6 protein-coding genes are annotated in these 15033 nt (G+C 70.9%); 5 read left to right on the top strand and 1 reads right to left on the bottom strand.

The window, feature by feature from the left end; all coding sequences use genetic code 11:
* A partial coding sequence (locus ACIQMX_RS42100; RefSeq protein ID WP_402486934.1) for a condensation domain-containing protein occupies nt 1-1343 on the bottom strand: 1343 nt, incomplete at its 3' end.
* A gap of 330 nt (nt 1344-1673) precedes the next feature.
* Here ACIQMX_RS42100 and ACIQMX_RS42105 point away from each other — a divergent pair.
* The 5 genes from ACIQMX_RS42105 to ACIQMX_RS42125 form a co-directional block, all read left to right on the top strand.
* Nucleotides 1674-3449, top strand: a complete 1776-nt coding sequence (locus tag ACIQMX_RS42105) for a fatty acyl-AMP ligase (protein WP_363078531.1) — start codon at nt 1674-1676, stop codon at nt 3447-3449.
* A gap of 85 nt (nt 3450-3534) precedes the next feature.
* Entirely contained in the window at nt 3535-5373 is a 1839-nt protein-coding gene (locus tag ACIQMX_RS42110; RefSeq protein WP_402486938.1) for an acyl-CoA dehydrogenase family protein, read from the top strand.
* Complete coding sequence (locus tag ACIQMX_RS42115) at nt 5370-7124, top strand: acyl-CoA dehydrogenase family protein (RefSeq protein WP_363078535.1); 1755 nt, start codon at nt 5370-5372, stop codon at nt 7122-7124. Before ACIQMX_RS42110 ends, ACIQMX_RS42115 begins: the two co-directional genes overlap by 4 nt.
* Before the next feature lie 2 nt (nt 7125-7126).
* Nucleotides 7127-7411, top strand: coding sequence for an acyl carrier protein (locus tag ACIQMX_RS42120; RefSeq protein WP_363078537.1), 285 nt, complete (start codon nt 7127-7129; stop codon nt 7409-7411).
* A gap of 132 nt (nt 7412-7543) precedes the next feature.
* Nucleotides 7544-15033, top strand: a 7490-nt coding sequence (locus ACIQMX_RS42125) for an amino acid adenylation domain-containing protein (protein WP_402486942.1), incomplete at its 3' end; no start/stop codon positions are given.

The following is a 15033-nucleotide window of genomic DNA, read 5'->3' on the forward strand; positions in this document are numbered from 1 at the left end:
GCTCCGATGCCGCGTCCCGGCTCCGCGAGCAGCCCTTCCAGCACCCGGACGAACCGCTCGCCCCACACCACCGCCGAGGACCGGTCGAACAGGTCGGGCCGGTAGTCGAGCCGGAATCGCAGGCTGTCGCCGGGCAGAGCGATCAGGGCGAGCGGGTAGTGAGCCTGGTCGCTGGTGCGCTGGCCCACTATCCGTACCGCCGAGGAGTCACTGTCGACCGGATCCCCCGACGTCGATGCGGTCAACCGACCCGCGTCGTAGGGGTAGTTCTCGAAGACCACGATCGTGTCGAACAGTTCGGCGGCGTCCGCCGCCTGCTGGATGTCGGTGAGGCCCAGGTGCTGGTGCGGGATCAGTCCGGCCTGCGTCCGCTGGAGGCGTTCGAGCATCCGGGCGGTGGTCTCGGCCTGGGCGAGGCGCACGCGTACGGGCACGGTGTTGATGAAGAGCCCCACCATGCTCTCGATGCCGGGGATCTCCGGCGGCCTGCCGGACACGGTGGTGCCGAACGCCACGTCGTCCCGGCCGGTCAGTTTGGACAGCAGGACCGACCACGCGCCCTGGACGAGGGTGTTGAGGGTCAGTCCGTGCGCGCGGGCCCGGGCTGTGAGCGCCTCGGTCGACTCCCGGCTCAGACCGAAGGTGACCCGGCGAGGGGCTTCGGCCGGGGCGTCGGTGGTCTGCCGGGGTGCCACCAGCGACGGATCGTCGAAGCCGGCCAGGGCTTCGGCCCACGCCGCGCGGGCACCGTCCCGGTCCTGGGCGGCGAGCCATCCGAGGAACTGGCGGTAGGGCGTGACGGGCGGCAGCGCCCCGGTGTCGCCCTCGTTGGCGTACAGCGCGAACAGTTCGTGCAGGACGACGGACAACGACCAGCCGTCCACCAGCAGGTGATGGAACGTCATGGAGAACCGGAATCGCTGTTCCTCGAGCCGGATCAGGGTGAAGCGCACCAGGGGCGGGGCGGCGAGGTCGAAGCGCTTCTCGCGGTCCTCGCGGAGCAGCTCGTCGGCGCGCACCGTCCGGGTGGCCTCGTCGGGGGCGCCGGTGAGGTCGGCCTCCTGCCAGGGGGTCGGGACGGAGCGGGGCACGATCTGCACGGGGTTGGCCAGGCCCTGGTGGCGGAACCCGACGCGCAAGGTGGCGTGCCGGGCCATGAGGGCCCCGGCGGCGGAGCGCAGCACACCGGTGTTCAGTTCGCCTTCGATATCGAGTACGTGCTGGGACACATAGACATCTTGGGCATCCAAGTCGTAAAGGCAGTGGAACAGGAGTCCTTCTTGGAGCGGAGTCAGCGGAAGAATGGCTTCGAGCCCCGTCTGCTTCACTCCTGGACCTCTCATTTGCCGACTTGAAGCTGTGCCTTAAAGACCTTCCAGCAGTTGCTGGGCAGACGTATTCAACACCGGGCCGTGCATCCTGTCACCGGATTAAGGTCAGGCTGAATATCGCGGCCCGAATAAGCATTGCCGTTTCTCCGTCGCCAGCCCCCGCGCCCTGGCGCAACAGGGCCGGAACGGCAGAAAGTTGAACGGTACGTGATGATCCATGCGCACTGCGTAAGAGGTCAGGGGGTCGTCACGCCGTGGAGATCTGTTGACTGTCCGTGAAGCTCCGGGCTATGTTCCGCAGCCGGATGGAATCTGTCGCGCGCCGCATACTGGGAGTGGTCAATGTCCATTGGTTTCGTGGGTCTTTCGAGCGTTACTGAGGCCGTACGAGCAAATGCGTTGTCCAGACCCGGGGAATCTGCCGTCACATTCGTACGTGACCTGTCCACCGAAAAGGGCAGCCAAACCGTTTCCTATGCAGAACTCGATGCCGAGGCGCAGCGAATTGCGGTGGAGCTTCAACGGCGGCTGACGGTCGGTGACCGCGTCCTTCTGCTGTATCCCGAGGGAATCGACTTCTCCGTCGCGTTTCTCGGCTGTCTGTACGCCGGAGTGGTCGCGGTGCCCGCACCTCTGCCCGGCCAGTACCGGCATCAGCGCGAGCGGGTCACCTCCATCGCCAGGAACGCCGGTGTCTCGCTGGTCCTCACCAACGGCGAGGCGCACGACGACGTGCTGGCCTGGGCGGACGACCAGGAGTCGGTCCGGGCCGACTGCCTCCGGACGGACCGTGCGGAACTGACCGCGCCGGGCGAGTGGGTGGCGCCTGAACTCGGCCATGACGACCTCGCGTTGCTCCAGTACACCTCCGGCTCCACGGGCGAGCCGAAGGGGGTCATGATCACCCACGGCAATCTGCTGCACAACGTGGACGGCCTGCGGCGGGCCTTCGGCCTGGACGAGCGCACCCGGTTCGGTTCCTGGATCCCGCATTACCACGACATGGGTCTGATGGGGATTCTGCTGCCTCCGCTGATCCTCGGCGGCTCCTGCACGCTCATGGCTCCGACCACATTCCTCAAGCGGCCGCACTGGTGGCTGCGGATGGTGGACGAGTACGACCTCCACTGGTCGGCGGGACCCAACTTCGCGTACGAACTGTGCACACGGCAGATCACCGACGAGCAGCTCGCCGGGATCGACCTCTCGCGCTGGAGGTTCGCGCCGAACGGCTCGGAGCCCGTGCAGGCGTCCACGCTCAGCGGGTTCGCCGAGCGGTTCGCCGCGGCCGGCTTCCGGCCCGACGTCCTGACGCCGTGCTACGGCATGGCCGAGGCGACCGTGTTCATCTCGGGCGCCGGTGATCGCGAGGCGGTGGTGCGGCACGTCGACCCCGAGGCCCTGGAACGGCACGTGTTCGAACCCGTCGACGCGGACCGCCCCGGCAGGTCCGTGGTCGCCTGCGGTACCCCGCACGACTACACGGTGCGGATCGTCGACCCCGCGACCCGCGAGGTACTGCCGCAGGGCCGCGTCGGCGAGATCTGGCTGCGGGGACCCAGCGTCGCCCGGGGCTACTGGGAGAACCCGGAGGCCACGCGGGCCACCTTCCGGGCCGAGACCGCGGACGGACAGGGCGGCTATCTGCGCTCCGGCGACCTGGGCGTCCTGCACGACGGCGAGATCCATGTGACGGGTCGTATCAAGGAGGTGCTGATCGTCCGGGGACGCAATCTCTATCCCCAGGACATCGAGCACGAGCTGCGCGCCCAGCACGACGATCTGCAGGGTCTGTTCGGTGCCGTGTTCGGCATCGGCACCGTCCACGAGGACGGCCGTGAGGAGGAACTGCTCGTCGTGACCCACGAGGTCCGCGGCCGGCTCGCGGACGATGTGCTGCGCAAGCTCGCCATGGACATGCGGCAGACGGTGGCCCGCGAGTTCGGCGCCAGGGTGTCCGCCGTGGTCCTGGTGCGCCGCGGCGGCATCAAGCGCACCACCAGCGGCAAGATCCAGCGGGCTGCGATGCGCGAGGCGTTCCGGGCCGGCGAGCTCAACACGCTCCATGTGGAGGCCGACCGCCGGCTGGCCGACGCACTCGCCCCGCGGCAGGCATGAGATGGGACGTGAAGGTTCGGCACCGACCGGGTCGACAGGGCCGTCACCGGCCATGAATCCGCTGGACGACGGGGGGAACCCGCAGGTGCATCACTCCGCTGCCGGCGCACTGGACGCGCTGCTCGGGAGACCGGGTGAGGAACACGGCGCGTTCCGGCCCGCCGATCTGGCCCGCCTCGACGAGCGGGAGGAGTTCCCGGCCGCCGCGTGCCGGGTACTCGACGCCTTCGGGCTGAACGACCACTACGTACCGGCCGCGTTCGGCGGTGAGCTGCGCGACTACACGGATCTGATGCAGCTGCTGCGCACGGTGGCCCGCCGCGACCTCACGGTCGCGGTCGGGCACGGCAAGACGTTCCTGGGCGCCGCGCCGGTGTGGGTGGCGGGCGGCACCGACCAGGCCGCCGCGCTCGGCGCGCTGATCGCCGACGGCGCCGTCGTGTCCTGGGGGCTCACCGAGCGCGCCCACGGCAGTGACCTCCTCGCCGGTGAACTCAGCGCGACCCCGGAGAACGGCGGCTGGCGGCTGAACGGCGAGAAGTGGCTGATCAACAATGCCACCCGGGGCGCCTTCATCTGTGTGCTGGCCCGGACGGACCCGGCCGGCGGGCCCCGGGGCTTCAGCCTGTTCCTGGTCGACAAGGGCGGCCTGGCGGCCGGCGCGTACAGCAGTCCGCCCAAGATCCCCACCCATGGCATCCGGGGCGCGGACATCAGCGGCATCGCCTTCCACGACGCCCTGATACCCGGCTCGGCGCTGGTGGGCGAGGTGGGTACCGGCATCGAGACCGTGCTCAAGGCACTGCAGCTCACCCGCACCGCCAGCACCGCCCTGTCTCTCGGGGCGGGCGACACCGCGCTGCGGCTGGGCGTGGGCTACGCCAGGAACCGCAGGCTGTACGGGCGCACGCTCGGCGATCTGCCGCGGGTCCGCCGCATCATCGGCGAGGTGTACGCCGCACAGCTCCTCGCCGAGGCGACGGGCCTGGTGGCGGCCCGCAGCGTGCACGCGCTCCCCGGCGAGATGAGCGTCGTCTCCGCCGTCGCCAAGGCGCTGATACCCGACCTGGCCCAGAACGTGCTCGACCGGGTCGCCGAACTGCTCGGCGTCAGGAGCTTCCTCACCGAGGAGTACGCCGCCGGGCTCTTCGCCAAACTGGAGCGCGACCACCGTGTCGTCGCGATCTTCGACGGCAACACGGCGGTCAACCGGAACGCCCTGATCGACCAGTTCCCGCTGCTCGCTGCGGCATACCGCCGGGGCCGCTGCGACGAGGCGGGCGTCACCGCCGCCACGTCGCTCTCCGTACCGTCGCCGGAGTTCACGGCAGGCGGGCTCAGCCTCCTGGCGATGCGCGGCAGCAGCCTGATGCAGAGCCTGCCCGGCGCCGTGGCACGTATCGCCGAGCAGGCGGAGCGCGGGCTGCTGCCCCGGCAGATCGTCGTCCTCGCCGAGGAGGTCGCGGCCGCGGCGGACGCCCTGCACACCGAGTTCGCGGAACTGCGCCGGACTCCGCAGGACGTACCGCCCACCGCGTTCGTCCTCGCCGAGCGCTACGAACTGTGCTTCGCCGCCACCGCCTGCCTCCAGCTGTGGCTGAACAACCCGCGGCCGGCGGGAGACGAGCAGTCCCCCACGATCTGGCGCAACGCGCTCTGGCTCCAGGCCGCTCTGCGCTCCGCCCTCACCCGGCTCGGCAGCCCGTTGGAGGAGGCGGGCGCCGAAGCGTACGACCGACTGGCCGAGCACGCGTTCGGCCCGGCCGTCCCCACGCTCTGCTCCGCGCTCGACGGCGCCGCATCCGGCAGCTCCGCTCCTGATCTCCTCACCCCCGACAGCTCCACCCCTGTCGGCTCCGCGTCCGACAGCTCCACCCCTGATGGCTCCACCCCCGATGGCGAGACGGCCGGGAGTACCTCATGAAGACCCAGCTGCCCGCCGCTCCGGACGCCGTGGCTCCGCATCGTGCCGACGCCATGGAGCGTCTCCTCGGCGACCCGCGCGACCCGGGCAACCCGCTCGGCTTCGCGCAGATCCTCGCCGCGGACGAGCGGGCGGAGATGTTCGCCGCCGGTGAGCAGGCGCTCGACGCCTACGGGCTCAACGCCGAGTTCGTTCCGCCCCAGTACGGCGGGCGGCTGACCCGGCTCGACGAACTCATCGAGATCATGCGGTCCGTCTACCGTCGCGATCCGTGTCTGGGGCTCGGCTACGGCGTCAGCTCCTTCATCGCCTCGGTCAACATCTGGACCGCCGGCAACGACGAGCACTGCCGCCAGGTCGCCGGGATGCTCCTCGACAACCGCAAGGTCTCCGTCGCCTACCACGAGCTGGCCCACGGCAACGACATGGCCGGCACCGAGTTCGAGGCCATGCCCGGCCCCGACGGGCTGCTGCTCAACGGCCGCAAGGAGATCATCACCAATCTCCAGCGCTCCGACGCGGTCGTCATGTTCGCGCGCACCGACTCCCGGCCGGGCCCGCGCAGCCACTCCCAGATCCTGGTGGACAAGTCCCGGATCCCGGACGGCCGCATGCGCTATCTGCCGCGCTTCCCCAGCGTCGGCATGCGCGGTGTGCAGCTCGGCGGCATCGAGTTCGACGACTGTCCGCTGCCGGCCGACTGTGTCGTCGGCCGTCAGGGTCTCGGCCTGGAGACCGCGCTGAAGTCCTTCCAGATCACCCGGACCACGCTGGTGGCGATGTTCACCGGCATGCTGGACACCGGGCTGCGGACCACGTTGCGGCACCTCAAGTCCCGCAAGCTGTACGGGCGTACCGCCGCGGACATCCCGCAGGTCCGCTCGGTCCTCGCCGGGGTCCACGCCGACCTGCTGCTCTGCGAGGCGTTCTCCACGGTCGCCGCCCGGGCCATCCATCTGGTGCCGGCCGAGACGGGGATCTACGCGCAGGCGGTCAAGTTCTTCGTGTCCAAGGTGCTGATGGACGCGATGCACCGGCTCTCGACGCTGCTCGGGGCGCACTTCTACATGCGCGAGGGCGACAACGCGATCTTCCAGAAGCTGTTGCGCGACATCCAGCCGGCCGGGTTCGGGCACGCCGCGCGTGCCGCCTGCCAGGTCTCGCTGCTGCCCCAGCTCTCCCTGCTCGCCAAGCGTTCGTGGCGGGACGGCCCGGCGGCCCCGGCGGACCTCTTCCGGCTCGACGCCGACCTGCCGGGCATTCCCTTCGACCGGCTGACCGTCAGCGCCGGCGGGCGTGAGCGGCTCAGCCGCTCGCTCGCCCCGGGTCTCGACGCGATCACCGGGCGGGACCACGAACGACGCGAGATCCATCGCGTCGGACAGCAGCTGACAGCGGAGCTCGCCCTGCTCGCCGAGGAGTGCGCGGCCATCCCGGCCAGTGAGCTGTCCGTCGCGGCGAGCTCCGCCAGCTACGACCTCACCCACCGGTACGTCAACGTCCTGGTGGGCGCCAGCTGCGTCGAACTGTGGCGCAACAACCAGCACCACCCGGACCCGTTCCTCGCCGACCCCGCCTGGGCGGCGGCGGCCCTGAACCGGCTCACCCTGCGTCCGGGAACCCGGCCGGAGAACCTGCCCGGCCCTCTCGAACAGCGGCTCTTCGACGAGCTGCTGGAGCGCTACGAGTCCTCGACCAGTTTCGGTCTGGTGAGACGACAGCTCGCCGATCGCCTTCCCAAGGAGAACTGACCATGTCCAGCCCCATCGTCGAGAAGAACAACCAGGACCACTCCCCCGAGGAACTGACCGGCTGGCTCAAGGAGCGCATAGCCGAGCACGTCCAGCTGCCGGCCGCGGAGATCGACCCGGACGTTCCGCTGGCCAACTACGGTCTCGACTCGCTCTACGCGCTGACCGTGGTCACCGAGATCGAGGAACACCTGGGGCTGACGCTGGAGCCCACCGTCATGTGGGACGCGCCCACGCTCAACGCGCTCGTCGAGGTCATCCGCGCAGAACTGGCCCACGCGGCCTGATCCCGCGCCAGCGGCCACCGGCCGGCCGGGACGCCGATCCCCCACAGCACACAAGCTCGTCCGCAGAGAAACGTGAGTAGGTATTCAGTGTCAGAGCATGGGTCGGTTCGTCAGGCTGTCTCCGCGGCGCAGATGGGGATCTGGGTCGCACAGCAGTTGGCTCCGGACAGCCCGCTGTACAACTGTGCCACCTGCTTCCGCATCGACGGACGGATCGACCACGCCCTGCTGGCCGAGGCCGTGCGCCGCACCGTTGCCGAGACCGACGCCCTGCGCGCCCGCTTCGACGACGACGGCGACGAGCCGCACCAGATCATCGAGCCCGCGGGCGAGGTGCCGGTGCAGTTCGTGGACGTGAGCGCCGCGGCCGACCCGGACGCGGCCGCCCGCGCGTGGATGGACGACGATCTGTCCGTCCCGGCGGACCCGCGGGCCGGCCGGCTGTACACCCATGCCCTCTTCGACCTCGGCCACGACCGGACCCTCTTCTACTTCCGGCACCACCACCTCGTACTCGACGGCTACGGGCAGAACCTCTACCTCCGCCGGCTCGCCCAGACGTACACGGCGCTCGTGGCAGGCCAGGAGCCCGCGCCCACCCGGATCCGCCCGCTGGCAGAGCTGCTCGACAGGGACGCCCGGTACCGCGCCTCGGCGCAGCACGGCAGGGACCGCGCGTACTGGCTGGACCTCTTCGGGGAGACCCCGGAGTCCTCGACGCTCACCGGCCGCACCGCCGAGCCGTCGCCGAAGCCGCTGCGCCGCAGCGTGCGACTGACTTCCGGCCAGCTGGCCGGACTGGCCGGGTCGGGACGCTGGTCGCTCGTCCTCGTGGCCGCGGTCGCCGCGTACGCCCACCGCCTGACCTCGACCGCCGACGTGGTGGTCGGCCTGCCGATGACCGCGCGCGCGGACGCCCTCGCGCTCAGCACCCCCGCGATGCTCGCCAACGAGGTCCCGCTGCGGTTCACCGTGGACAGGGACCTGAGCCTGGCCGACTTGGTGCGCCAGGCGACCGCCCAGGTCAACGGCGCGCTGCGGCACCAGCGGTACCGCGGCGAGGACCTGCACCGCGAGCTGAACCTGTCCGGCGGGGCCGGTGGCCTGTCCTCGGTCATGGTCAACGCCATGTCCTTCGGCCAGGAGATCTCCTTCGGCGGCCTCGGCACCGTCATGCACCCGCTGTCGACCGGCCCGGTCAGGGACCTGTCCGTGACGTCCTTCGGTGACCCCCTGGGCGACGACGGCGTCCGGCTCGACTTCGACGCCAACCCGGCGCTGTACACGGAGGCCGAACTCGCCGCCCACCAGGACCGGTTCATCGACTTCCTCACGACGCTCGCCGCCGACCCCACCGCTCCCCTGAGCGGCATCGGCCTGCTCGGCGAGAGCGAGCGGGAGCGCGTCCTGGAGCAGTGGAACGCCACCGAGCACCCGCTGCCCGGCGCCTCGCTGCCCGAGCTCTTCGAGGCCCGCGTCCGGACCGCCCCGGACGCCGTCGCGCTCGTCCACCGCGACAGCCGGCTCACGTACGGCGAACTCAACGCCCGAGCAAACCGGTTGGCCCGCCTGCTGACGGGCCGGGGGATCGGCCCCGAGCAGTACGTGGCCGTCGCCCTGCCCCGCTCCACCGACCTGGTCGTGGCCCTCCTCGCGGTCCTCAAGACCGGCGCGGCCTACCTGCCGGTGGACCCCGAATATCCCGCGGACCGCATCGCGTACGTGCTCGACGACGCGCGGCCCTCCCTCCTCCTGACCTGCGACGAGCTGGCGGACCGGATGCCGGCCACCGGCGTGGAGCGGATCCTGCTCGACGGGGTCCGCACGGACGCGTTGCCCGCAGCCGACCTGACGCGGGGCGAACGGACCGCCGAGCCGCGGGGCGAACACCCGGCCTACGTGATCTACACCTCCGGGTCCACCGGGCGGCCCAAGGGCGTCGAGGTGACGCGCGCGGCGCTCGACAACTTCCTTGCCTCGATGCAGGACCGGATCCCTCTCACGGAGCACGACCGCCTGCTCGCCGTGACGACCGTCGGCTTCGACATCGCCGGCCTCGAGCTCTACCTCCCCATGCTGTCGGGCGCCGTCGCCGTCGTCGCGGACCGTGATGCGGTGCGCGACGTCGAGGCGCTCGGCGCACTCATCAGGCACACCGGGGCCACCGTCATGCAGGCCACCCCGAGCCTCTGGCACGCTCTCGCGGCCGAGGACGCCGCCGCCCTGAAGGGCCTGCGGGTCCTGGTGGGCGGCGAGGCGCTGCCCACCGAGCTGGCCCGCACGCTGACCGGGCACGCGGTATCGGTGACGAACCTGTACGGCCCCACCGAGACGACCGTCTGGTCCACCGCCTCCGGCATCACCGCGGACGCCGCCGTGTCCATCGGCCGCCCTGTCCTCAACACCCGCGTGTACGTGCTGGATCACGCACTGCACCCCGTTCCGGCGGGCGTTCCCGGCGATCTGTACATCGCCGGATCCGGACTCGCCCGCGGCTACCGCGGCCGCGCCGACCTCACCGCCGAACGGTTCGTCGCCGACCCGTTCGGCGCCCCGGGCACCCGGATGTACCGCACCGGCGACCTCGTGCGCTGGACCGAGGACGGCCGGCTGATGTACGAGCGGCGCGCCGACGACCAGGTCAAGCTGCGCGGCTTCCGCATCGAGCTCGGCGAGATCGAGTCGGTGCTGCTCCGGCACCCGGCCGTCGGACGGGCCGCGGTGATCGTCCGCGAGGACCGGCCGGGCGACCGCCGGCTGGTGGCCTACCTGGTGCCTTCGGACGGCACCGTGGACGAAGGGGCCGGAACGGACGAGCTCCGCGCCCACCTGGCGGCCTCGCTGCCCGAGTACATGGTCCCGGCCGGTTTCGTGACGCTGCCCGCACTGCCGCTCACCCCGAACGGCAAGCTCGACCGCAGGGCCCTGCCCGCCCCGGAGTACGGCACCGGCGACACACAGGGCCGCGGTCCTCGCACCGCGCAGGAGGACACCCTGTGCGCACTGGCCGCGGAGATCCTCGGGGCCGCCGCGCTGAGCATCGACGACAACTTCTTCGAGCGGGGCGGCGACAGCATCATGGCCACCCGGCTCGTGGCCCGTGCCCGCCGGGCCGGACTCCTGTTCACGGCACGCGATGTCTTCCGGCACAGGACGGTGGCCGGCCTGGCCGGCGTCCTGACCGTGGCCGACCGCCCCGACGAGACCCCGGCCGCCCCCGCGGACCTGGGCGTCACTCCGGCCGATCTGGCGCAGGCGCGCGAGGCGGCGCCCGACGCGGTCGACGTCCTGCCGCTGACGCCGCTCCAGGAAGGCCTGTTCTTCCACCACCAGTTCGACACCTCGGGCCTGGACTACTACAACGCGCAGCTGGTCCTGGAGTTCAGCGGCGCCCTCGACCCGGCCGCCCTGCGCGCCGCGACCGACACGGTCCTCGCCCGGCACGCGAGCCTGCGTGCGGGCTTCCACCAGAGCGAATCCGGCCGGGCTCTCGCCGTCCTCGCCGCCGAGGCGCGGGCACCGTGGCGCGAGGTGGACCTCACCCACCACGCCGAGCCGGAGCGCCGGGCCGCCTGCGAGGCCCTCCTCGACGAGGACCGCTGGACCCGCTTCGACCTGTCCCGCCCGCCCCTCGTCAGGCTGACCCTGGTCCGGCTCGCCCAGGACCGATGGGTCCTGGTCCTGACCAACCATCACATCATCCTGGACGGGTGGTCCTTGCCGCTCGTCGTGCGTGACGTACTCGCCCTGTACGCCGCCGAGCCGGCCGGGCAGGACGCCACCGGACTGCCTGAGGTCCGCCCCTACCGCGACTATCTGGGCTGGCTCGCCGTCCAGGACCACGACCAGGCGGTGAAGGCCTGGAGTGCGGCGCTGGCCGGAGTGGACGAGCCGACCAGGCTGGCCGTTCCCGTTCCCGGTGCGGCGCCTGCGGCCCAGCAGCGTGTGGAGTTCTCGCTCTCCGAGGAGACCACGGCCCTGCTGACGCACACCGCGCGCACGGTCGGCGTCACGCCCAACACCGTGGTCCAGGCCGCCTGGGCCGTACTGCTCGGCCGCCTCACGGGCCGTGACGACGTGGTCTTCGGCGTGACGACGGCGGGCCGCCCGGGCAGCCTGCACGGGGCCGAGTCGATGGTGGGCCTCTTCGTCAACACCCTGCCCCTGCGGGCCGTCCTGCGTCCGGCCGAGCCGGTGACGGACTTCCTGCGGCGGCTGCAGGACGAGCAGGCCGAACTGGTGGAGCACCAGCACATCGGCCTGACGGAGATCCAGCAGGCGGTGGGTGCGGGCGAACTGTTCGACACGCTGACCGTCTTCGAGAACTTCCCCCTGGACCGGGCCACGATCAACACCCTCGCCGATGACGGTGGTCTGGCCGTCGAGGGAGCCGAGATCCGTGGCGGCACCCACTACGCCCTCGGCCTGGCGGCCATTCCCGGCGACCGAATGGCCTTCCGTCTCGACTACCGGCCCGACCTGGTCGACGCGGCATACGCCGAGCAGGTCTCCGAGCGGTTCCGGTTCCTGGTGGAACAGTTCATCGCCGACGTGACGACCCCCGTCTCCCGACTCGCCGTCCTCGGCGAGGCCGAGCGGGGCCGGGTCCTTGAGGAGTGGGGAACGGGCCCTGTCCCGGCAGCCGGCACGGCCGACGCCGATGTGATCGGGCTGTTCGAGGCCCAGGCAGCCGCGACTCCGGACGCGGCGGCACTGGTATTCCAGAACACCCGTCTGACCTACCGGGAACTGAACGCCCGCGCGGACCGCCTGGCCCGCGCCCTCGCGGAAAACGGAGCGAAGCCGGAGACGTTCGTCGCGGTGGCACTGCCCCGCTCCGTGGACCTCGTCGTCGCACTCCTCGCCGTCCTCAAGACCGGCAGCGCCTACCTGCCCATCGACCTGGACTTCCCCACCGACCGCATCGCCTTCATGCAGGCCGAAACCGACCCCGTCCTCCTCCTGGACCAGACACTCCTCACCTCCCTCAACAACCAGCGTTCCACCACACCACTGCCGCCTACCTCCCCCAGCACCGGGGACACGGCCGCGTACGTGCTCTACACCTCCGGATCCACCGGCCGCCCCAAGGGCGTCGTCGTCTCCCGCAGCGCACTGACCAACCTCCTCACCGACATGCACACCCGCATCCCCCTGACCGCCAACGACCGACTCCTGGCGGTCACCACCGTCGGCTTCGACATCGCCGGACTCGAACTCTTCGCCCCCCTCACCACCGGCGCCACCGTCGTCCTCGCACCCCCCGGCCTCGTCCACGACCCCGCCGCCCTACGACGGACCCTGGACACCGAGCAGGTCACCGTCATGCAGGCAACCCCCAGCCTCTGGCGTGCCGTCGCATCCGACGCCGGCGACTCACTGCGCGCAGTACGCGTCCTGGTCGGCGGCGAAGCCCTGCCCACCGACCTCGCCACACAACTCACCACCGCAGCCGCATCGGTCCTCAACGTCTACGGACCCACCGAAACCACCATCTGGTCCACCACCGCCCCCATCACCCCCGACACCCCGGTCACCATCGGCCACCCCCTGACCCGCACCCGGCTCTACGTCCTGGACGACCACCTCCAGCCCGTACCGCCCACCGTCCCCGGCGAGCTGTACATCGCGGGCGACGGCGTCGCCCGCGGCTACCTCAAGCGCGCAGGCCTCACCGCAGAGCGCTTCGTCGCCGACCCCTACGGCCCCGCCGGAACACGGATGTACCGCACCGGCGACATCGTCCGCTGGACCGACAACGGCGACCTCATCTACCTCCGCCGCGCCGACGACCAGGTCAAAATCCGCGGACACCGCATCGAACTCGGCGAAATCGAAACCGTCCTCACCACCCTGGACGGCATCACCCAGGCAGCCGTCATCGTCCGCGACGACCGCCTCATCGCCTACCTCACCGGCGACTCCCCCGACACAGTGGCCATCCGTGCCCAACTGGCCCAGGCCGTCCCCGACTACATGGTCCCCGCCGCCTTCGTCACCCTCGACACACTCCCCCTCACCGCCAACGGCAAGCTCAACCGCAAGGCCCTGCCGGAGCCCGAGTTCAGCACCACCACGCAGAGCCGCGCCCCCCGCACCCCCCAGGAAGAAATCCTCTGCGGACTGTTCGCCGACATCCTCGGCCTGGAACAGGTCGGGATCGACGACAGCTTCTTCGACCTCGGCGGACACTCCCTGCTCGCCACCCGCCTCGTCTCCCGCATCCGCACCGCGCTCAACGCGGAACTCTCCGTACGTCAGCTCTTCGAGACCTCCACGGTCGCTGCTGTGGCGGCGCTGGTGCAGCAGGCCGGAACAGCGCGTGCCGGGGTCGTGGCAGGGCGACGGCCCGAACGAATCCCGCTGTCGTTCGCCCAGCAGGGACAGTGGTTCCTGCACCGGCTCGAAGGCCCCAACGCCACGTACAACATCCCGGTCGCCCTGCGGCTCTCCGGTGCGCTGGATCGTGAGGCTCTTCAGGCGGCACTGGCCGACGTCGTGGAGCGCCACGAGTCCCTGCGCACCGTCATGGCCGAGGACGAGCAGGGCGCGTACCAGGTCATCCGGAGCGCGGTACATCCGGAGCTGAACGTCGAGAAGGTGACGGCGGAGGACCTGCCCGTCGCGTTGAAGACCGCAGCGGCCCGGGCCTTCGACCTGACGGGCGAGATCCCGCTTCGAGCCACCCTGTTCGAGACAGCACCCGACGCGCACGTCCTGCTCGTGCTGATCCATCACATCGCCGCCGACGAATGGTCGTTCGGCCCTCTCGCCCGCGACCTCGCGACGGCCTACACCGCACGCCACGCGGGCGCCGGAGCGGCTTGGGCGCCGCTGCCGGTGCAGTACGCCGACTTCACCCTGTGGCAGCGCGACATCCTCGGCTCCGAGGACGATCCGGACAGCTCGGCCGCCCGACAGATCGCTTACTGGCAGCACGCATTGGCCGGGCTTCCGGCCGAGCTGGAACTGCCGACCGACCGACCGCGGCCGTCCGTGCCCTCCTACCAGGGCGGAACCGTCGAGTTCGAGGTCTCGCAGGAGCTGCACCGGCGGGTGGAGGAGGTGGCCCGGGAGCATCAGGCGAGTCCGTTCATGGTGGTGCAGGCCGCGTTGGCGGTGCTGTTGTTCCGGTTGGGCGCAGGTGAGGACGTTCCGATCGGCTCGCCGGTGGCGGGTCGTACGGATGACGCGCTGGAGGACCTGGTCGGGTTCTTCGTGAACACGCTGGTCCTGCGCAACGACCTGTCCGGGAACCCGACGTTCTCCGAGCTCCTCGCTCGCGTCCGGGAGACCGACCTCGCCGCGTACGCACACCAGGACGTTCCCTTCGAACGACTGGTGAGAGCTCTCAACCCCGAGCGCTCGGCAGCCCGCCACCCGCTGTTCCAGACCGTCCTGAACTGGGCCAACGACGACAACCGCGAGGCTCTCGCGGCATCGGCCGGAATGCCCGGGCTCAGCGTCGCAGTGGAGGAGGCCGCGACGGGTGCGGCCAAGTTCGACCTGGTCTTCCACCTGTCCGGCGTACGTGGCACCGATGGCGGTGCCGCGGGCCTGCGGGGCGCGCTGGAGTTCAACACGGACCTGTTCGACCGGTCCTCGGCGGTGGTGTGGGGCGA

It is taken from the genome of Streptomyces sp. NPDC091416 (assembly GCF_044756845.1).
Classification (GTDB): Bacteria; Actinomycetota; Actinomycetes; order Streptomycetales; family Streptomycetaceae; genus Streptomyces.